At 59.7% G+C, this 21,549-nt stretch carries 15 protein-coding genes; 7 read left to right on the top strand and 8 right to left on the bottom strand.

Annotated elements, in window-relative coordinates; all coding sequences use genetic code 11:
- Positions 1-87: 87 nt before the first annotated feature.
- A complete protein-coding gene (gene metE, locus LOY38_RS06435; RefSeq protein WP_258699296.1) occupies positions 88-2,400 on the bottom strand; it encodes a 5-methyltetrahydropteroyltriglutamate--homocysteine S-methyltransferase in 2,313 nt (770 codons plus the stop codon).
- A 110-nt stretch (positions 2,401-2,510) separates the two neighbouring features.
- Between metE and metR the strand changes: the two genes are divergently transcribed.
- Complete coding sequence (metR, locus tag LOY38_RS06430) at positions 2,511-3,428, top strand: transcriptional regulator MetR (protein ID WP_258616935.1); 918 nt, start codon at positions 2,511-2,513, stop codon at positions 3,426-3,428.
- A gap of 240 nt (positions 3,429-3,668) precedes the next feature.
- On the opposite strand, the gene LOY38_RS06425 is transcribed toward metR, so the two are convergent.
- From LOY38_RS06425 to LOY38_RS06410, 4 genes are all read right to left on the bottom strand, one after another.
- Positions 3,669-4,184, bottom strand: coding sequence for a GNAT family N-acetyltransferase (locus LOY38_RS06425; RefSeq protein WP_258699295.1), 516 nt, complete (start codon positions 4,182-4,184; stop codon positions 3,669-3,671).
- A gap of 2 nt (positions 4,185-4,186) precedes the next feature.
- Positions 4,187-4,825 carry a LysE family translocator gene (locus tag LOY38_RS06420; protein ID WP_258699294.1) on the bottom strand — a complete coding sequence of 213 codons (639 nt, stop codon included), beginning with the start codon at positions 4,823-4,825 and terminating at the stop codon, positions 4,187-4,189.
- A 23-nt stretch (positions 4,826-4,848) separates the two neighbouring features.
- Complete coding sequence (locus LOY38_RS06415; protein ID WP_258699293.1) at positions 4,849-5,283, bottom strand: NUDIX domain-containing protein; 435 nt, start codon at positions 5,281-5,283, stop codon at positions 4,849-4,851.
- A 121-nt stretch (positions 5,284-5,404) separates the two neighbouring features.
- Positions 5,405-6,784: an HD domain-containing phosphohydrolase gene (locus LOY38_RS06410; RefSeq protein ID WP_258699292.1), complete on the bottom strand. Its 1,380-nt coding sequence runs from the start codon at positions 6,782-6,784 to the stop codon at positions 5,405-5,407.
- A 257-nt stretch (positions 6,785-7,041) separates the two neighbouring features.
- On the opposite strand from LOY38_RS06410, the gene LOY38_RS06405 reads away from it, so the two are divergent.
- The 6 genes from LOY38_RS06405 (at position 7,042) to LOY38_RS06380 (ending at position 17,339) form a co-directional block, all read left to right on the top strand.
- Positions 7,042-9,348 carry an EAL domain-containing protein gene (locus tag LOY38_RS06405; RefSeq protein WP_258699291.1) on the top strand — a complete coding sequence of 769 codons (2,307 nt, stop codon included), beginning with the start codon at positions 7,042-7,044 and terminating at the stop codon, positions 9,346-9,348.
- Positions 9,345-11,219: a bifunctional diguanylate cyclase/phosphodiesterase gene (locus LOY38_RS06400; protein ID WP_258699290.1), complete on the top strand. Its 1,875-nt coding sequence runs from the start codon at positions 9,345-9,347 to the stop codon at positions 11,217-11,219. Before LOY38_RS06405 ends, LOY38_RS06400 begins: the two co-directional genes overlap by 4 nt.
- A 44-nt stretch (positions 11,220-11,263) precedes the next feature.
- A complete protein-coding gene (locus tag LOY38_RS06395; protein WP_258700673.1) occupies positions 11,264-12,223 on the top strand; it encodes a cytochrome-c peroxidase in 960 nt (319 codons plus the stop codon).
- A complete protein-coding gene (locus tag LOY38_RS06390; RefSeq protein ID WP_258699289.1) occupies positions 12,220-14,031 on the top strand; it encodes a DAHL domain-containing protein in 1,812 nt (603 codons plus the stop codon). Before LOY38_RS06395 ends, LOY38_RS06390 begins: the two co-directional genes overlap by 4 nt.
- The gene (locus LOY38_RS06385) at positions 14,028-15,434 is read left to right on the top strand and encodes an ATP-binding protein (protein ID WP_258699288.1); all 1,407 of its coding nucleotides are present in this window, start codon (positions 14,028-14,030) and stop codon (positions 15,432-15,434) included. The genes LOY38_RS06390 and LOY38_RS06385 overlap by 4 nt, the downstream gene beginning before the upstream one ends.
- Before the next feature lie 285 nt (positions 15,435-15,719).
- A complete protein-coding gene (locus LOY38_RS06380; RefSeq protein WP_258699287.1) occupies positions 15,720-17,339 on the top strand; it encodes an FMN-binding glutamate synthase family protein in 1,620 nt (539 codons plus the stop codon).
- Here LOY38_RS06380 and LOY38_RS06375 read toward each other — a convergent pair.
- From LOY38_RS06375 to LOY38_RS06365, 3 genes are read right to left on the bottom strand one after another with little or no spacing between them, the layout of a single operon-like run.
- A complete protein-coding gene (locus LOY38_RS06375) occupies positions 17,317-18,906 on the bottom strand; it encodes a glycosyltransferase family 39 protein (RefSeq protein ID WP_258700672.1) in 1,590 nt (529 codons plus the stop codon). The two genes, LOY38_RS06380 and LOY38_RS06375, sit on opposite strands and share 23 nt — an antisense overlap.
- Positions 18,903-20,411 (bottom strand): glucosyltransferase domain-containing protein, encoded by a 1,509-nt coding sequence (locus tag LOY38_RS06370; protein ID WP_258699286.1) that lies wholly within the window; start codon positions 20,409-20,411, stop codon positions 18,903-18,905. Before LOY38_RS06370 ends, LOY38_RS06375 begins: the two co-directional genes overlap by 4 nt.
- Before the next feature lies 1 nt (position 20,412).
- On the bottom strand, positions 20,413-21,354 hold the full coding sequence (locus tag LOY38_RS06365; RefSeq protein WP_258699285.1) for a glycosyltransferase family 2 protein: 942 nt from the start codon (positions 21,352-21,354) through the stop codon (positions 20,413-20,415).
- Positions 21,355-21,549: the final 195 nt, after the last annotated feature.

Raw genomic sequence — 21,549 nt, 5'->3', positions numbered from 1 at the left:
GGCAACATTGATGTCGACTGACACGTCCTCTTCGCGAGCAAGCCCGCTCCCACAGGTTCCACAACCCCAGCCCTTTGCGCGAGAGCTTTAAGCCAGTTGGCTACGCAACTGCCGCGCCGCCGCCACCATGTTCACCAAAGCGGCTTCCGTTTCCGGCCAGCCCCGGGTCTTCAACCCGCAATCGGGGTTGACCCACAACCGCTCGGCCGGAATCCGTTTAACGGCTTTGCTCATCAACTTGACCATCTCGGCCGTGTCCGGCACCCGTGGCGAGTGGATGTCATAGACGCCCGGGCCGATATCGTTCGGGTAATCGAAGGCTTCGAAGGCCTCCAGCAGTTCCATGTCCGAACGCGAGGTTTCGATGGTGATCACATCGGCGTCCATGGCGGCGATGGACTGGATCACGTCATTGAATTCGCTGTAGCACATGTGGGTGTGGATCTGGGTTTCGTCACGCACGCCGGAGGCACTCAAACGGAAGGCTTCCACCGCCCAGTCGAGGTATTCCTGCCACTGCGCCCGACGCAGCGGCAGCCCTTCGCGGAACGCGGCTTCGTCGATCTGGACGATCTTGATGCCAGCGTTTTCCAGGTCGACTACTTCGTCACGCAGCGCCAGGGCCAGCTGCTGCGCCTGGATTTTGCGCGAGACGTCTTCGCGGGGGAACGACCACATCAACATGGTCACGGGACCGGTGAGCATGCCTTTCATGACCTTGTCGGTCAGGCTTTGTGCGTACGTGATCCAGTCGACGGTCATGGCCTTCGGGCGGCTCAGGTCGCCATAGATGATCGCCGGTTTCACACAACGCGAACCGTAGCTCTGAACCCAGCCGAAACGGGTGAACAGGTAGCCGTCCAGTTGCTCGGCGAAGTACTCGACCATGTCGTTGCGTTCGGCTTCACCGTGTACCAACACATCCAGGCCCAAGCGTTCCTGAACTTGCACGGCGTGGCGGATTTCACTGTGCATGGCGTCGGTGTAGTCGCTGGCCGACAGTTTGCCTTGCTTGAAGGCTTGCCGCGCCAGACGGATCGAGCCGGTTTGCGGAAACGAGCCGATGGTGGTGGTCGGGAAGGCCGGCAGTTTCAGCCGCGCTCGTTGTTGCTCGATGCGCTTGGCAAAAGGCGAGTGGCGCTGGCTGTCCGCTGCACCGATGGCGTCGATGCGTGCTTGCACTTCGGCTTTATGAATACGCGGTGACTCGGCGCGACCGGCCTGAATCGCACGGCTTTGGGCCAGGGCAGCTTGCACCTTGGGTGATTGCGGGTCGTTCAGGGCATCACGCAACACGGCAATTTCACCGCACTTTTGTACAGCGAAGGCCAGCCAGCTTTTCAGTTCCGGGTCGAGCTTGTCTTCGCGATCCAGGTCCACCGGGCTGTGCAGCAACGAGCAAGAACTGCTGACCCACAGGTTGTCGCCAAAACGTTCCTGCGCCGGTTGCAGTTGCGCAATGGCTTGCTCCAGTTCGCAACGCCAGACGTTGCGGCCGTTGACCAGACCTACAGAGAGAATCTTGTAGGTCGGCAGACGATCCAGCACCTGGCCGAGTTGATCCGGGGCGCGCACGGCGTCGATGTGCAAGCCTTGCACCGGCAGGCTGACCGCCAGACCGAGGTTGTCTTCCAGACCGCTGAAGTAGGTCGCCACGAGTTTTTTCAGCGGCGAGTATTGAAGGATGTGATAGGCGCGTTCGAACGCGTTTTTCCAGGCCTGTGGCAGGTCGAGGGTCAGGATCGGCTCGTCGATCTGCACCCATTCCACGCCTTGGGCTGCGAGGCGGCCGAGGATTTCACCGTAGATCGGCAGCAGGCGTTCCAGCAGGTCGAGCTTGTCGAAATCGTTCCCTTTGGCTTTGCCCAGCCAGAGGTAAGTCAGTGGGCCGATGATCACCGGTTTGACGTTGTGACCAAGGGCCTTGGCTTCGTCGACTTCGTCGAACAACTGCTCCCAACTCAGTTTGAATTGTTGGTCTGCGCTGAACTCCGGGACCAGATAGTGATAGTTGGTGTCGAACCACTTGGTCAGTTCCTGGGCGTATTGCGCCTTGGCATGTTCGCCGCCGCAGCAGGCCGCCGATGCGCCACGAGCCATGGCGAACAGGGTGTCGAGAGTCGGCAGGCCGCGCGAGTCCTTGGCACTGTCGAAGCGCTCGGGAATCACACCGAAGGTCAGCGAATGAGTCAGCACCTGGTCGTACCAGGCGAAGTCGCCCACGGGCAGCAGGTCGATGCCGGCGTCTTTCTGCAATTGCCAGTGGGTGGCGCGCAGTTGCCGGCCGACGCTTTTCAGCGCGTCCTGACCGAGGTCGCCCTTCCAGTAGGCTTCGAGGGCTTTTTTCAGTTCGCGGTCAGCGCCGATGCGCGGGAAACCAAGTGTGTGGGCCAAGGCCATGGTGATAATTCTCCCTGTAAAAGATGGCCCTATTGTCGACAGCCAAGCCAACATGAGACAAACTCAACCTTTTCGTGTTGATCACAAGTTTTCCTCATGGAGCCCCCCCGGTGCTTGAAATCCGTCACCTGAAAACCCTGCATGCCCTGCGCGAAGCCGACAGCCTGGTGGATGCGGCCGACCGCCTGCACCTGACCCAGTCGGCGCTGTCCCACCAGTTCAAGGAGCTGGAAGAACGCATGGGCATGCCGTTGTTCGTGCGCAAGACCAAACCGGTGCGCTTCACCAGTGCCGGCTTGCGCCTGCTGCAACTGGCCGACGCCACTCTGCCGTTGTTGCGCGGCGCCGAGCGTGACATTGCGCGGCTGGCCGGTGGCACGGCGGGGCGTTTGCACATGGCGATCGAGTGCCACAGTTGCTTCCAGTGGCTGATGCCGACCATCGACCAGTTCCGCGATGCCTGGCCGGAAGTCGAGCTGGACCTGGCCTCCGGTTTCTCCTTCGCCCCGCTGCCGGCACTGGCCCGTGGCGATCTGGATTTGGTGGTGACCTCCGACCCGCTGGAACTGGCCGGGATCACCTATGTGCCGCTGTTCACCTATGAAGCCATGCTCGCGGTGGCGAACCAGCACCGCTTGGCGAGCAAGCCGTACATCGTGCCCGAAGATCTGCTCACGGAAACCTTGATCACCTACCCGGTGGAGCGCGATCGGCTGGACATCTTCACCCGTTTCCTGGAGCCGGCCGACATCGAACCGGCCCAGGTGCGCACCTCGGAACTGACGGTGATGATGATGCAACTGGTGGCCAGTGGTCGCGGCGTATGCGGCATGCCCCATTGGGCGCTGCATGAGTACAGCTCACGGGGTTACGTGAAGGCCAAGCGACTGGGGGAAAAAGGCTTGTTCGCAACGCTCTACGCCGGGATTCGCGCCGACATGCTGGATGCGCCGTACATGCGCGACTTTTTGCTGACGGCCAAGGACACGTCGTTTTCGACGCTGGATGGGGTTAGCGCCGTCCGCTGAACCTCGCAATGAAGAAACACGGAACGGAGCGGGAGCGCGAAGGCGGTTTCATATTCAACATGGATGTTGGCTGACCTGCCGTTTTCGCGAGCAAGCCCGCTTGTGTCTTGCGCAGGACTTAGACTGAGGGTGAGAGCGGTGAGTGGCAAGCTGAATGCCCGGAGTGCCTGAAAACATACGATTGCAGTTTTTGGGGCCGCTTCGCAGCCCAGCGGGAGCAAGCCCCCTCGCCACAAAACCTTAAACTTCAAGTTTTGGGGGGATCTCGCGCCACATGTGGATCTTGTCGAAGTAGTCTTCGCCGACCCTTACCGCCAACGGTTCCAGGCCGAACTGCACGAATCCACAGCGCTGATACAGCCTGAAGGCGGCTTCGTTGCCGGCGGTGACGGTCAGCTGGATCAGCCTCAGGCCCTGGTGGGTTTGCGCTTCGGCCAACGCGGCCTGAACCAGTTGGTAACCGAGCCCACGCTGGCGTACCTTGCCGGTCACGTACATGCCAAACAGCGTGGCCTTGTGCCGGGCCTTTTCCCGGGGTTCGAAGGCCAGGCCGACGATGCCCGCCAACTTGCCCTCCTCGAACGCACCAAGCACCACGTCCAGCTTGCTGGCCAGGCGCGATTCCCACCAACCCAACGGCATCGCCGCACGCTCACGCACGCTGGACGTGAACGCCTGAGGATGCTGGTCGTAGGCTTCAAGCATCAGCGCCCGATAATCCAGGGCGTGGCTGGCATCAAGCCGTTCAATCCACATGCTCAGACCGCTCGCCGCTGCTCAATCATCAACCGCACCGCCAGCCCGGACAGCACAAAGCCCATGAAGTAACGCTGCATCGCCAGCCAGTTCGGGTTGTTGACGAACCAGGACGCGATGCCCGCGGCGAACAGCGCGATCAGCAGGTTGACGCTGAAGCTCACACTGATCTGGGTCAGGCCGAGGATGATGCTCTGGGTGAACACCGAACCGTGCTCAGGGGTAATGAACTGCGGAAACACCGACAGGTAAAACACCGCGATTTTCGGGTTCAAAGCACTGGTGAGGAAGCCCATGGTGATCAGCTTGCGCGACGAGTCCGCCGGCAACTGCTGCGCCTCGAACGGCGACCGCGCACCTGGTTTGACCGCCTGCCAGGCCAACCATAGCAGGTACAACGCACCGGCCCACTTCAGCACTTCGTAGGCCACTGGCACGGCCATGAACACCGCGGTCAAACCCGCTGCGGCAGCGAACAGGTGTACTAGAAATCCCGCGACCACGCCCAGCAACGAAGTCACCCCGGCCTTGCGCCCCTGGCAAATTGAACGAGAAATCAGATAGATCATGTTCGGCCCGGGCGTGAGTACCATCAACAGCGCCGCTGCGGCGAAAATCAGCAAGTCTTGAAGCGGAATCATGGGCATCCTCCGTCCTTGGACGATCAGGCGGTTTCGATCAGTGAGGCTCGATAAAACGGCAAGATCAGGTCCCGTGTCAATGGCGCCAGGGTGATATCGCCGTCGGTAGCCGGATCGATCCAGCGCACCTCTTCGATTTCCGCCGCCGGGGAAACATGCGAATCGATGGTCAGTTGAAAGAGTTCAGCCTGTACGACAAAACCCGGCTCGTTGGCGGCCGGTGCCGAAAATGTCCCCAGGTAAGCGGCGTGCGCCGGATCGATGACCAGCCCCAGTTCCTCTTCCAGCTCACGGGCAAGAGCGTGGACCGGTTGCTCGTGGGCCTCGATCTTGCCCCCCGGTTGCATGAACGCCAAGGTGCCGCGCTTGCGGACCAGCAAGGTGCGACCATCGGGGCCGATCAGCAGAGCGGCGGCAATGCGGATGATGCGGGGCGAAGCGACGGATGAAAGCGTCATGGATCAAGCTCGGCCTTGGATAAAAAGCGCAAGGATCACACGAGTGTCGGTTCTGCGTCACGCCGAAAAAGCATCTGCCGAGCGCAGTAAATGTGGGAACTTGTGTGGCGCCCACAGTTGATCAGTGCTGAGCCTGGAACACCTCTCCCACCTCGAGAAGTGCGGCCTCTACGTCCTCCGGCACTTTCACGAAGATACTGTACTTGGCACCCTCCATCGCCTCGAAAGCGATCAGCTTTTCCACCAGTGGCCCGTTCAACACCTTGCCGGCATTGAGAAGCAGCATGCCGTTGTCGGCATTCAGGTTGCGCGCCAGGATCATGCCCGCCAGCAGATCCCGGGTGGTCAGCACCTTGACCGTCGGATCGGCCAGCGTCACGTCACTCAGGTAAGCGGCGCAGACTTGAATGAAATCCTCCAGCAGTTCCGGGTCGTAGAGGCGACCGGCGTACTGACGGATATACACCAGGGCTTCATCGCTGTTCATCTGCCGTTCGAGGATCAGCCCGCGTTGCAACTCGATGAAGTCCACCGCCAGTTTCAGCAACCGCGCACCGAACGGAATCGCTTCGCCCTTGAGCCGGTCAGGAAAACCGCTGCCGTCCCAACGCTCCTGGTGGTGCAGGATCAGCCGGGCGGCATCCTTCATCGGATCGAGTGTCATCAACAGCGACTCACTCTGCTTCGGATAACCCCGATAGCGCTCGCGGTCATTGTGATGCAGCAGATCCGAAGGCGTACTCATCATGCTGTCGGTCCAGCTCAACTTACCGATGTTGTAGAGCGCCGCCGCCATGGTCAGGTCACGACTGCTGCCTTCGTCCAGGCCATGGCGTTTGCAGTACATCCGCACCAGTTCGATGATCTGTCGGTTGGTCTGCTTGGCGGGCGGCAGGCGCAGGTTGGCCAGCAACGAAAACACTTCGGTGCCGGTGACATAGCTGCGTTTGAGCTCTTCATAGGCCAGGTCGAGCATGTCGGCGGTCTGTTGCAGCTCGCTGGTGCGGGCCGCGACGTGTTTTTCCAGGGTGGTGTTGAGCTGCTTCAATCGCTCGTTCTGATCCCACGTCTCCTGCACCAGGCGCACCCGTTCACGCTCGGAGTGCTGATAGGCGAGTGATTGTCGCAACGTCAGCAGCATTTCCTCATCGTGCCAGGGCTTGCTGATGTAACGATGGATCTGACCTTCATTGATGGCTTTGATAATGGCCGCGGGCTCGGCATAACCGGTCAGCATGATCCGGAGGGTGTCGGGGTAGCGCTGATGCACGTGGGCCAGCAGCGTGGCGCCGTCCATATTGGGCATGCGCGCGTCACTCATCACCAGGTCAACCGGCCGCTGCGCCATGATTTCCAGGGCCTGGGCGCCGCTGGTGGCCAGCAGCACCTCGTAGGGCTGGCCGCGCAGCAGGCGGCGCAGGCTGTTGAGAATCGACTCCTCATCGTCGACCAGCAGTAACGTGGGTTTATCGGTCACAGTCGTGGGGAGTTGCTCTTCCATGGCATTACCTCAGGTGAAACCAGCCTCTTTATGTCGGGCGCGGGCAAACGTCCTCTGACTTTCCCTAGCCTGACCTACAGGCTAGATGATTTTCAGACCGACCCCGGAAATGATTCGTTTCGGGCAACCGGGCGAATTTCTGACCTGGCGACTATGCTCAGATCACTCGGATCCAAACGATGCCCGCTCCGTCCAGCGATCAGGGAAGGGATACCCTCTATGAGCTCACCGCACCAAACTGCTGTCGGTCCAGGCGCATGTCAGTGAATACGCTGCTTGCGCGGGCTAATCGTCGGATTCTCATCGTCGACGACACCGCGTCGATTCATGAGGACTTTGCCAAGATTCTCAGCCCGCCATCGAACGAAGACGACAGCCTGGCCAGCGCCGAAAACGCCCTGTTCGGAACCGCTGTGTCGGTATCGCCGCAAGGTTTCATCATCGATTCCGCGTTTCAGGGCCGCGAAGCGCTGGACAAGGTCGAGACCGCGCTGGCGAATGACTCTCCCTACTCGATGGCCTTCATCGACATGCGCATGCCGCCGGGCTGGGACGGCCTGGAAACCATCGAGCGCCTGTGGCAGGTCGATCCCAAGCTGCAAGTGGCGCTCTGCACCGCGTATTCCGACTATTCCTGGGAAGATATCGACGAGCGTCTGGAGTTGGGCGACCGCCTGCTGATCCTGAAAAAGCCCTTCGATGCCATCGAAATCCGTCAGATGGCCAGTGCATTGACTGCCAAGTGGCAAATGACCGAAGACGCGGCGCTGAAGATGTCCTTGCTTGAGCAAGCGGTCGAAGAGCGCACCCGGGAGCTGTCCGACGCCAACATCATCGTGCAGAACAGCCCGACCATTCTGTATCGGCTACGGGGTGAGCCGTCGTTTCCGCTGATGTACATCTCCCACAACATCACCAAATACGGCCACGTCGCGGCAGCCCTGGTGGCATCCTCCAACTGGGCTCAGGAGCTGATCCACCCCGACGATCAAGAGAAAGTCGACACGGCCATGGCCCGGGTGCTGGATCGCCATGCGGCGGGTGCTTCCATCGAATTCCGGATGCGCACCGGCGACGGTGACTGGCGCTGGGTCGAAAACCGCTATATCCCGGTGCGCGACGATGAAGGCCGCTTGCTGGAAGTCGAAGGCATCATCATCGACATCACCGAACGCAAACAGGCCGAGGAAAAAATCGCCCTGCTGGCCCGTACCGACGGGCTGACAGGGCTGGCCAACCGCGCAACGCTGATCGAGCGGCTGCACCAGGCGTTCGCCGCCGCACGGCGCGGGGCCACACCGTTCGCCATGTTCTACCTGGATCTGGATCACTTCAAACGCATCAACGATACCCTCGGTCACCCGGTGGGCGACCTGTTATTGCAGGAGGTCGCCCGACGCATAAAAGGCTGCGTGCGGGAAAACGACGTGGTCGCCCGCCTGGGTGGCGACGAGTTCGCGATACTGCAACTGGACGTCAGCGATCCGACCCACTCCGCGGCCCTGGCCGCCAAGGTCCGTGATGCGTTGGTGCTGCCCTACTCCCTGGCCGGCAATGATGTGCGGGTCTCGGTCAGCATCGGTATCAGCAGCTACGCCCCGATCAGCCTCAGCGCCGACAGCCTGTTGACCCAGGCCGACATGGCGCTGTACCGCTCCAAGGAAAAGGGCCGCAACCAGTACCACTTTCACTCCGAGGAGATCAATCAGGAAGTGGTCGAGCGCATGACCATCGCCAACGACTTGAAAACGGCCATCGAACACAACCAACTCGAACTCAGTTACTGGCCGGAAGTGGACTTGAGCAGTGGCAAGATCCTCGGGATGGAAGCCCAGGTCAGCTGGAATCACCCCCTGCGCGGTTTGCTGGAAGCCCCGGCGTTTCTGCCTGCGGCGGAAAAGACCGGCACCATCGTCGCCCTCGGTCACTGGGTGCTGGATCGTGCCTGCCGGCAAATGCGCCAGTGGCGAGACGAAGGCATGGCGCCACCGGTGGTGGCGATAAAACTGTCCCTGGCTCAGCTCAAGAGTGGTCCCGAGCTGATCTACGACGTACTGCGTACCACCGCGCGCTGGGAACTGTGCCCATGGGACCTGCGCTTCGACGTCACCGAAGCGACCCTGGCCCAGACCAAGTGGACCCACAACGATGTACTGCCGCGCCTGCGTGAACTGGGGGTGAAGATCGCCATCGACGACTTCGGCACCGAATACTCTTCGTTCGACTACCTCAAGACTTACCAGGTCAATCACCTGAAACTCGCTCAGGCGTTCATCGACACCGCCGCTCACGACGCGGCCAGCGCCACCACCTTGCGGGCCATCATCAATTTCGCCCGCGACGTCGGGATCGGCATCATCGCCGAAGGCGTCGAAACCCAGGAGCAGCGCACTTCGCTGATGGCCACCGGCTCACCGATGAACGCCCAGGGTTACTACTTCAGCAAAGCGGTCAGCAGCCAGCAAGCCGCCGAGTTGCTGAAGGCCGGGAGCATCGTGCATGCGAACCTTGGTCCCGGATCAATACCGGGCGATTCGCGGCGTGCCACGGAGGACAAGGAATGAAGACTTCGTTCATCCAGGCCAATCGGCGCATCCTGATCATTGACGACACACCCTCGATCCATCAGGACTTTCGCAAGATTCTCGGCGCCGAGACCGACGATGAACAAACTCTGGCCGGTACTGAAGCGGCGCTGTTTGGCAGCCAGCAGCCAACTCGGCCGACGTTCCAGCTCGACTCCGCCTACCAGGGCCAGGAAGCGCTCGAACTGGTCAATCGCGCCCTGGCCGAAGGTCGCCCTTATGCCCTGGCGTTCACCGACATGCGCATGCCGCCAGGCTGGGACGGTCTGGAAACCATCGAACGACTCTGGAAGGCTGATCCTCATCTGCAAATCGCGCTGTGCACCGCCTTCTCCGATTACACCTGGGAAGCCATGGCCGAACGGCTGGAATTCGGTGATCAGTTACTGGTGCTGAAAAAACCCTTCGACAGCCTGGAAATCCGCCAGATGGCCAGCGCCCTGACCTGGAAATGGCAGATGGCGCAGGACGCGGCGATGAAAGTGCTGAGTCTGGAGCAAACCATCGAAGCCCGGGTCCACGAACTGCTCAAGGTGTCTCACCTGTTGCAGTACGACGTGTTGACCGAGTTGCCCAACAGCACCTTGCTGGGTGACCGGCTGAACCAGTCCCTTGCCCTGTCCAGACGCCATGACAAACAACTGGCGGTGATGTTTCTGGGACTCGATCGCTTCAAACGCATCAACAATGCGTTGGGTCATCCCACCGGTGACGAGATGCTCAAACGGGTCGGGCAAAGCCTGGTCGCCAACGTGCGCGCGTCCGACTCGGTGTTTCGCTACGGCTCCGATGAATTTGTGGTGATCCTGGCTGACATCCACCACCCCCAACAGACCAAGGGCATCGCCGAAAAACTCTTGAACGCCATACGCGCGCCCCAGCACGTCGCCGGTCACGACCTGAGCGTGACGGCCAGCCTGGGCATCAGCATCTACCCCGATGACGGTTTCGATGCCATTGCACTGATCAAGAAAGCCGAAACTGCCATGCGCAACGTCAAGGAAAGCGGCCCGAACGATTTCAGCTTTTTCATCGATGAGATGAACCAGCGCGCCCGGGAACAGCAGACCATCGAATCGGGCATTCGCCTGGCGCTGGAACGGGACGAATTTGTCCTGCACTACCAGCCCAAACTCGACCTGGGCAGCGGCAAGGTGGTCGGCGCCGAGGCATTGATCCGCTGGAAAAAACCGGGGCAAGGCTGGGTCTTCCCTACCGACTTCATCGGCGTGGCCGAAGACAGCGGCTTGATCGTACCGTTGAGCAAATGGGTGCTGGCCCAGGCCTGTCGGCAAGCCTGCGCCTGGCAAGCGAACGGTCTGCCGAAGATTTCTATGTCGGTGAACGTGTCAGCCATCGATTTCCGTCAGCGGGATTTTGTCGAAGGCATCGAACAGATACTCAAGCAAACCGGTATGGAACCGGCCTTGCTGGAGCTGGAAATCACCGAAGGCGTTTTGATGCAAAACGTCGAGGCCACCATGGTCGCGCTGAACCGGCTCAAGGCATTGGGCGTGCGGCTGGCCATCGATGACTTCGGCACCGGGTATTCCAGCCTGAGTTATTTGCAACGGTTTCCCATCGATGTGCTGAAAATCGACCAGTCGTTCATTCGTGGCCTGAGCCGTGACAGCAACGACGCGGCCCTGGTCAGCGCCATCATCAGCCTGGGCAAGAGCCTGAAACTGACCGTCATTGCCGAAGGGGTGGAAACCCTCGAACAACTGAATTTCCTCAAGGCCCTCCAGTGTGAGGAAGGCCAGGGTTACTACTTCAGCAAAGCCGTGGAACCGGATGCCTTCGTGCAATATTTGACGTCCGTGAAACCCGCGCCATCCGCCGCCACATGAGCGACGTGCAACGACACTCTGGCCACCAGCCAAGGAATCCCATGATGTCGCGCGCCTTCTACTACCTGCTTCTCGCGCCTCTACTCGGATGTTGTCTGATGGCCAATGGCGAGCCGCTGGACGAACCGCTCAAACCCTTGCCCGCGGTGCCCCAGCAGAATCCCTTGCAAGTCGAACTCGGTCGCCGCTTGTTCAACGAGCCACGCCTGTCGGTCAACAACCGCCTGTCCTGCGCCAGTTGCCATCGCCTGGAAATCGGCGGTGCCGACGACAAGGCGTTGTCTGTCGGCTTCAAAGGCGATCCCCTGACGATCAATACCCCCAGCGTGTTCAACTCAAGCCTGAACTTCCGGCAATTCTGGAACGGGCGCGCCGACACCCTGGAAACACAGGCCCACGAAGTGGTGCAGAGCCCCAGCGAAATGGGCAGTCATTGGGAGCATGTGGTCGAAGTGCTGTCCGCCGACCCTGATTACAAAAGCGCTTTCACCAAGGCCTACCCGGACGGCGTGACCATGAACAACGTGCAAAATGCCCTGGCCACCTACGAGCGCACGCTGATCAGCGCCAACTCGCGTTTCGACCAGTACCTGCTGGGCAACACCGAGATTCTCACGACCGAAGAAAAGTACGGTTACCAACGCTTCAAGGACTATGGCTGCATTGCCTGCCATCAGGGGGTGAACATCGGCGGCAACATGTTCCAGAAATTCGGGGTCATGGGCGATTACTTCCAGGTTCGAGGCAATCCCACCGAAGCCGATCTGGGCCGCTATCTGGTCACCCAGGCCGAGGAGGACCGCAACGTGTTCAAGGTTCCGAGCCTGCGCAATGTCGCCGTGACCGCACCGTACTTTCATGACGGCTCGGCAAAAACCCTCGAAGAGGCGGTCGACGTGATGTTCAAGTTCCAGCTCGGTCGTGTGCCCTCTGACCAGGACAAGGCCCTGATCATCAAGTTTCTCAAGACCCTGACCGGTGAATGGGGAGGCAAGCCGTTATGAAAATATCGCCCCGTCTCAGCCTGCTGTTGCTCACCTGCGTCGCCCTGCTGCTCGCCTCGATACTGCTGTTCCTGTACTTGCAGTCCAACTCGGGCCAGGCCTCGACCTATACCGAGTCCCGGGACCTGATCCGCCACATGAAACAGCTGAACGCCCAATGGGAAACCGAAATCCTCAAGTCCAGGATTGCCATCACGCATAACTACGATCCGTTGGTCTCGCCCCTGACCGAGCTGACAGGTCGGTGGGAGCAATTCGACAAGCTCGAAACGGCTAATGGTCGCAAGGACGCGCCAGTGTGGAAGGCCAGTCATGAAGCTTATCTGGCGACCATCAAGGAAAAGACCCGACTGGTGGAGCAGTTCAAATCCCATAACGCCGTGCTGCGTAACTCCCTGGCATTTTTACCGACCGCCGAAGACGATATCCTGGGCCAACTGGCCGCTCTGCCGGACGAAAACAAACTGCGGTTGCAGAACATCGCCACCGACACCTATGACTTGTTGCTCAGCAGCCTGGAGTTCGCCCAGGTGACCTCCGACGACAAGGCCGCCCAGATTCTGGTGGGTTTGAACAAACTGGACGTGAACAAGGAGCGATTGCCGGAACAGTTTCACAGCCCGATCACGATACTGAGCAACCATATCGCGCTGATCCTGCGTGAACAGCCCATCGTCAATCGGCTGCTCGAGAACATCGCCGCCATCCCGGTGGCGGAACGCCTCGATGACATCAATGGCCTGCTCAATCAGGATCAACAACGCACCGACTCCATCAACCAGCGCTACCACTTGTTCATGCTGGTGTTTTCCACGCTATTGGTGCTGTTGCTGCTGTATATGGCGATTCGCCTGATGCGCAGTTTCACGGTGATCAATCGCGTCAACAAAGCCCTGCAGACCGCCAACGACGTCCTCGAACAACGGGTCGAAGAGCGCACCCGCGAACTCAAGGACACCCAGAGCGAACTGCTCGACACCGCGCGCCAGGCCGGCATGGCCGAAATCGCCACCAATGTGCTGCACAACGTCGGCAACGTACTCAACAGCGTGAACATCTCGGCCGACCTGGTCACCCGCAAACTGCGTAGCAGCAAGGCCCTGGGGCTGGGCAGGGCGATGCAGCTGATCAACGAACATCAAAGCGACCTGGGCACCTTTCTGACCCAGGACGAGAAAGGAAAACTGCTGCCCGGCTACCTGAATCAACTGGTGGACGCCATCGCCCTCGAACAGCAAGGCATGGCCGACGAACTCGCCCAACTGAGCAAGAGCGTCGACCACATCAAGGACATCGTCGCCACCCAGCAATCCTACGCGGGAGCCGGCAGCCTGATGGAACCGCTGCACATCAACGAACTGCTGGAGGACGCCCTGCGCATGAACGCCGGCGCCCTGACCCGGCATCACGTCACGGTGGTCAAGGAGTACGGCGACGTGCCGCAGGTCATGGGCGACAAGCACCGCTTGTTGCTGATTCTGATCAACCTGATCAGCAACGCCAAGTACGCCATGTCCGACCTCAGCAACCGCCAGCGGCAAATGACCCTTGGGGTAAAAGTCGTCGAGGGCACGATCCTGCAAATCAGCGTCAAGGATGACGGCGAAGGCATCGCGCCGGAGAACATGACGCGGATCTTTGCCCACGGCTTCACGACCCGCAAGGAAGGTCACGGCTTCGGCCTGCACAGCTGCGCCCTGGCCGCGATCGAGATGAACGGCCACCTCACCGTCCACAGCGACGGGCCGGGCAAAGGTGCCCTGTTCACCTTGCAGATCCCGCTCAAACCCGTAACGGTGGAAGCATGAGCGAGCATTTGAACCGACGCATTCTGCTGATCGATGACACGCCGTCCATCCATGAAGACTTTCGCAAGATCCTCACCCCGATGTCGGCGCAACATGCAGAACTGGACGAAATGGAGGCCGCGCTGTTCGGCAGCGAAGTAAAATCCGCCAGCGCTCTATTCGAACTGGATTCGGCTTATGGCGGCCAGGAGGGGCTGGGCAAACTTATCCAGGCATTAAAGGAAAACCGCCCTTACGCCCTGGCCTTCGTCGACATGCGCATGCCTGAGGGCTGGGACGGTGCACAGACCATCGAACACCTGTGGCACGAAGACCCGCAACTGCAAGTGGTGGTGTGCACCGCCTATTCCGACTATTCCTGGGATGAACTGCTGGACCGCTTGCAGGCCCACGATCGCCTGCTGATCCTGAAAAAACCGTTCGATAACATTGAAGTCCAGCAGATGGCCAACACCCTCCTCACCAAATGGGACATGACCGAACGGGCTTCCATTCAGATGAGCCATCTGGAGCATCTGGTGGAGCAGCGAACGACCCAGTTCAAACAGGCCAGCGAGGCGTTGCAGCGGGAAATAGACGAGCGTAAACAACTGGAAAGCCAGTTGGTGCAGTCGGAAAAGCTCGCCTCTCTGGGGCAACTGGCAGCGGGCGTCGCCCATGAAATCAATAACCCCATCGGCTTCATTTCCTCCAACCTCGGTGCCCTCGATGGCTACTTCAAACAACTGCAGGAAATGCTCGATGCCTATCGAGGGGCGGAAACGGCCATTGCTTCAAGCGAAGTCATCGACCGTCTCGGCCAGTTGCGCGAACGGATCGAACTGGACTTTCTGCGCGAGGACATTCCGCTGCTGATCAAGGAGTCCAAGGACGGGATCAACCGGGTCGGGCAGATCGTCAAAGACCTGAAGGACTTCTCCCGCGTGGACTCCAATCAGGAATGGCAGTGGGCCAATCTGCAACAGGGCATCGAGTCGACCCTGAACATCGTCGCCAATGAACTCAAGTACAAGGCCGATGTGGTGAAGGAGTATCAAGACCTGCCCGACATCGAATGCCTGCCGTCGCAAATCAATCAGGTGATCATGAACCTGATCGTCAACGCGTCTCAGGCCATGGGGCCGGACCGGGGCACCATCACGTTGCGCACCGGGTTTGAAGGCGAAACGGTGTCGATCGAAGTCGAGGACACCGGATCCGGCATCGAACCGGACAGCCTGCAAAAAATATTCGACCCGTTCTTCACCACCAAACCGGTGGGCCAGGGGACGGGGCTCGGGTTGTCCCTGTCCTATGGCATCGTGAAAAAACACCAGGGCGATATTTCGGTACGTAGCGAAGTCGGGGTGGGCACCACGTTTCGGGTCCGGTTGCCGGTGCGCCAGACAAAAACAGCGGCCTGAACACCTGACAAAATGTGGATCAAATCCCGGCCCGAGCTGTTTTCGTTATTTCTCCAGGCGCAGAATGCCTGACAACCCTGTTCTGGCACAGGAGCTCTCTGTGGCGAGGGAGCTTGCTCCCGCTGGATCGCGAAGCGATCCCAAAACAGGCAATGCGTTCAGTCAGACAAACCCCGTCAGTAGGTTTTGCGACTGCTGCGCAGCCGAGCGGGGGCAAGCCCCCTCGCCACAAAAACCTGTATGCCACTGCCCTACAATTACCGAGTCCGAACCCAAGGAAACCGTATGAGCCTGTCACTCCTGAGCCGCTACGCCTTCTTTGCCGTCTGCGTGATGTTTACCCTCGCCAGCCTGCCCTTTCTGGAATACGACTGGCTCTGGCCGTTCACCGCCGTCACCGGCATCCTCAGCCTGATAGGCCTGTTCGACCTGCGGCAAAGCCCCCACGCCGTGCGCCGAAACTACCCGATCCTGGGCAATATTCGTTATCTGGTGGAGGGCATTCGCCCGGAAATCCGCCAGTACCTGCTCGAGTCCGACAGCGATGCCCTGCCCTTCTCCCGGGCCCAGCGCTCACTGGTGTATTCGCGGGCCAAGAATGAAAGCGCCGACAAACCTTTCGGCACGCTGATCGATGTGTATCAGTCGGGTTTCGAATTCATCGGCCACTCGATGCGCCCGGCGCCGTTGAGCGATCCAAGCGGTTTTCGCGTAACGGTCGGTGGCCCGCAGTGCACCCAGCCGTACTCGGCGTCGGTGTTCAACATCTCGGCCATGAGCTTCGGCTCCCTCAGCGCCAACGCCATTCGTGCGTTGAACCAAGGCGCCAAACTCGGCAACTTCGCCCATGACACCGGCGAAGGCAGCATCAGCGCTTATCACCGGGAGAACGGCGGCGACCTGACCTGGGAACTGGGCAGCGGCTACTTCGGCTGCCGCACCGCCGATGGCCGCTTCGATCCGGAACGCTTCGCCGCCCAGGCACAGACTCCGCAAGTGCGAATGATTGAAATCAAGATGAGCCAAGGCGCCAAACCCGGCCATGGCGGGATCCTGCCCAAGCACAAGGTCACCAAGGAAATCGCCGAAACCCGTGGCATCCTGATGGGCGAAGACTGCATCTCACCGTCGCGCCACAGCGCGTTTTCCACGCCGATCGAACTGATGCACTTCATCGCGCAACTGCGCGAACTGTCCGGCGGCAAACCGGTGGGCTTCAAGTTTTGCCTGGGCCACCCGTGGGAATTCATGGGCATCGCCAAGGCCATGCTGGAAACCGGCATCCTTCCGGACTTCATCGTCGTCGACGGCAAGGAAGGTGGCACCGGCGCCGCACCGGTGGAGTTTACCGACCACATCGGTGTGCCGATGCGCGAAGGCCTGTTGTTCGTGCACAACACGCTGGTGGGCCTGAACCTGCGAGACAAGATCAAACTCGGCGCCAGCGGCAAGATCGTCAGCGCCTTCGACATCGCCAGCGTTCTGGCCATCGGCGCCGACTGGGCCAACTCGGCGCGCGGCTTCATGTTCGCCATCGGCTGCATCCAGTCGCAAAGCTGCCACACCAACAAATGCCCGACCGGCGTCGCCACCCAGGACACCCTGCGCCAACGCGCGCTGGTGGTTCCGGACAAGGCCCAGCGCGTGTTCAACTTCCACCGCAACACGCTCAAAGCCCTGGCCGAAATGCTCGCCGCCGCGGGCCTGGAACATCCTTCGCAATTGTCGGCCAAGCATCTGGTGCGGCGCATGTCGGCCACAGAGATCAAACTGTTCTCGCAGTTGCATGTGTTCCTCAAGCCAGGCGAATTGCTCACCGGAGAAGTGAATGGCGAGTTTTACTCGCGGATGTGGCAGATGGCGCGGGCGGACAGTTTTGAGCCTAATGAAGCGGCGGCTGCGTAGGACGTGTTTGCGCGCCAACCTCAGGGGTTGGCGCGTCCTCCAGGATGAACAAGCGGGCTTCACTGTCCCCTTCCCTTAGCGTCTGCGCCTGTTTCCAGTGTTTGGGAAACAAGGCGTCATGTTCAGGACGAGCGTAGCCCGTGACCCACCAGACTCGCCTGGCATTCAGTTTCAGGGTCGAAAAATCGTTGAAGAAAATCGAGTGCAGGTGACGGGGGATGAGTGCCCAACCGCCATATTCGGCGGTTCCCCAAAGGGTGCCTATCGGTGCTTTGAAGACGTATAGCCTCGGCTGGATGCCTGTCGAGTTGTAGTACGTGAACGGCAAGTACCAATACAGGTTATCCAAAATGATCTCGTCACCCGGACGGACTTCGCGACCGAGAGCCGCGACCACGGCGTCCAGCCTCGCGTCTTTGCGAATGCTTGTCCCGTTCATCTCATCCGTTTGTGCGTAAACCGCCGAAAGCCCGTGGACTTCTGCCCACACAATAAAAACCAGGGCGACAGCGGCAAGGGCGGCGTGGCGTTGGCCCCATGTGTCCAGCGCGAGCGCAACGATAAGGGGCAACGCAGTGGCTGCGAACACCAGGTATCTGGCGTTGAAAACCGGAACGATCAGCGACACCAGAAACACGGTCAGTACCGGCACAAAAAAATAGCCCACCAGCAAGACGCTGAAAGGTCGCTCATTGCGTGCCTTGAGCAGCACCGCAGCGGCGCAAACAATGATCAAAACTAAAGGAGTCATGCGCCACAAGTCACTGGCTGAACCCTCCATCACCACAAGTTGCCAAACGAAAGTCAGCACCGTCCGCCAAGTGAGTGGCGGTATCCATTCGAGCCCGTCCATTCGCAGCAGTTGGCGGATGAGAGGCGGTATCCACGGCAGGTACAACACAACGATCGCACTGTTGGCCAAGATCCACGCACGAACAGGTACCGTGCCTTGGGCCTTGCGCTCTAGCCACCAAAAAAGCCAATGCACCAACACGCCCAACGCAGCGAAGTAATGCGTGTAGAACGCAGCCGTCATCAGCAGCACGTAAAAGACCGGATAACGTTTTTGATCCGCTGCCCTGACCCAGCACACCAACGCCACGGTCGCGCCCATCAGCCAAAAGCCGAGCAAGGTGTACATTCGCACTTCCTGGCTGTAGCGCACCGATATCGGTAGCAATGCCAACAACAATGCCGCGATCCAGATTGCTCTTCGCGTGGCCACCAGACTTATCAATTTCATGCACAGCAACAGCGTGCCGACATCGGCCAGTGCACTCAGGGACCGCGCAGACAACACGCCATTACCGAACAACAACATCCAGAAATGCAGCAAGGCATAGTAAAGCGGCGGATGAACATCCCGAGCCGTCGTGGCCCAGATAGACGCAGGCGAGCCCTCGGCCAGCAGTATGCTGTAGGCCTCGTCGTACCAGATGACCGGCACGGTGATGGCGTGAAACCTCGCAAACAACGCGATCGCCAGCACCGCCAGCAGACCTGCCCCGTCGGCAACCCGGGATGGAAAGCGTTTGGGACAGGTCGAAGAGGCACTCACCGGCTTCACCACGCAAGCGCGGTGATCGGAGTCGGCTCTTTCATCACGATGAAACCGTAGTCACCCAACAGATAGAGACTGTAGAACTTGCTCTCCACCAGCGGCGGATAACCCTGGTAACCCACCAGTGTCGCGTTGCGCCGCTCCCTCTCCGCGACCACGTTGGTGATGCCTGCTTTCGGCAGGTTTTCCGCCAGCATGTAGAAATTGATGTTCAGCAGATAATGCAAAACCGGCATCTGCTTGAACGAGCCCGCAGCCTCCACCAACCAGTGATCGGAGTAACTCACCGACATGTAGATGCGCTTGGCCTCGCGCAATTGCCGATGGGACGCAATGTCATGCCCCAGGGAAAACAACGCGCTGGATGCAAAGGTGTTCTGCACTGTCAGCACGCGGCCATAAGCGTAGGACAGCGAAAGCATGGCCAGCAGCGGAACCACCAGCAACATCGTCAGCCGCTCATGGATGGACGTCAGCGCCAGATGGCTCAAATAGAACAGCAGCACCAACAGCACCGCGAAACCCATCAAGGTTCTGGCGCCTTCATTGAAGTCGCGGAAAAACAGCGCGGCCCCCGACACCAGCAAGGTCACGACCGGCACGGTCAGCACGCAGACCAGCCCCATCACGACTTTTCTCAGCGCCGCGTCCTGGCGTTCGATCACGTTCCTGGCCAGACGTACGCTACCCGCGATGGCACACAGCAGCAGCGCGGCGAACACCCAGGCGAATCCGCCGTGAAACAACAGCACGACTTTTTCCAGCACGCGGCCGATGTTGATTTCAACTTGCAGCCAGGGCGCCGCCGCCCAGTTCAGCAACAAGGCGCGATTCTGATTCATGTACGGATAGGCCGTGACGCTGTAGATCAACCCGCCGAGCCCCGCCTGGGCGATTTTCCAGCCGATCAACTCGCACCACTGTGGCCAGGTCCACTTGTCATACGCGCCCCGGAGCAGTTCCAGGCAACACAGGCCCAGAAACACATTCAGGCTCACCTGATAGAGCCCCAGCGCCAGCGCAATCAGGAAGGCCGGCACCAGCCATTGCAGAATGCGCGAGGCGTGACGAAACGTGATTGCATAGATCACTGCCACCAGGCTCAAGGCAATGGCCGGCCCGTCGTATTGATACGACAGGTTCTGCAGGAAGAACGGGTTGTACCAGAGCGGCAACACCACCAGGCAGCGGGACATCGTCGGCTGCGGGTAGTAATGGAACGTCAGGCTGGTCAGCGCAAAAGCCATGGCCAGCGTGGCGATCAACAGCGGCAACGGAAAGATGTTCGGCGCGGCATCGCTGAAAGTCAGCAGGTTGTAGAACAGCTCGGTGAACAATCGCCCCTGCCCTGCCCAGGCAGTACCGGCCGACAGCGAGCGCCAGTTGTCATCGATGTAGGGGTAGTCCGCGAGGATCAGCGGAATGACATAAACCAGGGTCGCGATCTGAAAAAACAGCCAGACCCGACGACGCCCGAGTTCACTGCTGAACACATCGCTCAATCTGCCCATGCTAAAGCCCTAGTCGGTCTTTGCCGCCGATGACGTCCTTAACCACATAACGGGGACGGTGTTTGGCTTCGATATAGATACGACCGATGTACTCACCGAGGATGCCAATGCCGATCAGCTGTACGCCGCCGAGAAACAGAATGGCTGTCATCAACGACGGATAACCGGGAACGCTGTTACCAAAGAAAATCTTGTCCAGCACCATGTACACCGCGTACAACACCGCGAAAACCGAAATGCCGCCACCGATGTAAGTCCACAATCGCAACGGCACGGTGCTGAACGAAGTAATGCCTTCCAGCGCCAGGTTCCACAGCTTCCAGCCATTGAACTTGCTGCTTCCCGCCACTCGCCGGGCTCGCTCGTATTCCACCACCACGGACGTGAAACCGGCCCACGACAGAACGCCTTTCATGAACAACTGATGCTCGGGAAGTGCGCGAATCACATTGACCACCTTGCGGTCCATGAGCCGGAAATCCCCGACGTTTTCTTCAATCCGGGTGTAGGAAATTCTGTTCAGCAAGTGGTAGAACATCGCCGCACTGTGGCGTTTCAGATAAGTGTCGCTAGCACGATCCCGACGTTTGGCGAGCACCACGTCGGCGCCCTTCTGCCACTCGGCAATCAACCGTGGGATAACGCTGATCGGATCCTGCAGGTCCACGTCCATGGGGATCACCGCATCGCCGGTGGCATATTCCAGCCCGGCAAACAACGCCGGCTCCTTGCCGAAATTGCGCGAGAAATTGATCAGCAATACCTGTTCATCGGCCTGGGCCAGCGCTTTGGCCTCCTCGGCCGTTCGGTCGGTACTGCCGTCGTTGATGAACACGATCTCGACGTCATAAGGGTCAAGTTTCAACTCACGGCGCACCGCCTGATGGAACAGACTGATCGCCTGCTCTTCGTTGAATACCGGAACGATCAGCGAAACCTTCACGTTTCACACTCCTGAGAAATGAAGTGTAGATGTTCGACAGATGCCATCAGGCGCCGTCCTTGTGCGCAACCTGCCCGGCAGACCGACGGCCACGCCGTTCAATTCGCTTGCTTCAGGCAACTGAGACATTAGGTAATATCCAGCCTTTTGCAATTCCCGGTGAATCACGGCACCCTGCGCGCCGCTGTAGGATCG

The organism is Pseudomonas sp. B21-015 (genome assembly GCF_024749285.1).
In the GTDB taxonomy this organism is placed as follows: Bacteria; Pseudomonadota; Gammaproteobacteria; order Pseudomonadales; family Pseudomonadaceae; genus Aquipseudomonas.
Note: the sequence above shows the minus strand (reverse complement) of the source record. Positions and strands in the feature narration are given on the sequence as shown.

Coding starts and splice junctions, on each gene's coding strand:
- metE (WP_258699296.1), bottom strand. CDS start 2,400: ATGGCCTTGGCCCACACACTTGGTTTCCCGCGCATCGGCGCTGACCGC.
- LOY38_RS06425 (WP_258699295.1), bottom strand. CDS start 4,184: ATGTGGATTGAACGGCTTGATGCCAGCCACGCCCTGGATTATCGGGCG.
- LOY38_RS06420 (WP_258699294.1), bottom strand. CDS start 4,825: ATGATTCCGCTTCAAGACTTGCTGATTTTCGCCGCAGCGGCGCTGTTG.
- LOY38_RS06415 (WP_258699293.1), bottom strand. CDS start 5,283: ATGACGCTTTCATCCGTCGCTTCGCCCCGCATCATCCGCATTGCCGCC.
- LOY38_RS06410 (WP_258699292.1), bottom strand. CDS start 6,784: ATGGAAGAGCAACTCCCCACGACTGTGACCGATAAACCCACGTTACTG.
- LOY38_RS06405 (WP_258699291.1), top strand. CDS start 7,042: ATGTCAGTGAATACGCTGCTTGCGCGGGCTAATCGTCGGATTCTCATC.
- LOY38_RS06400 (WP_258699290.1), top strand. CDS start 9,345: ATGAAGACTTCGTTCATCCAGGCCAATCGGCGCATCCTGATCATTGAC.
- LOY38_RS06395 (WP_258700673.1), top strand. CDS start 11,264: ATGTCGCGCGCCTTCTACTACCTGCTTCTCGCGCCTCTACTCGGATGT.
- LOY38_RS06390 (WP_258699289.1), top strand. CDS start 12,220: ATGAAAATATCGCCCCGTCTCAGCCTGCTGTTGCTCACCTGCGTCGCC.
- LOY38_RS06385 (WP_258699288.1), top strand. CDS start 14,028: ATGAGCGAGCATTTGAACCGACGCATTCTGCTGATCGATGACACGCCG.
- LOY38_RS06380 (WP_258699287.1), top strand. CDS start 15,720: ATGAGCCTGTCACTCCTGAGCCGCTACGCCTTCTTTGCCGTCTGCGTG.
- LOY38_RS06370 (WP_258699286.1), bottom strand. CDS start 20,411: ATGGGCAGATTGAGCGATGTGTTCAGCAGTGAACTCGGGCGTCGTCGG.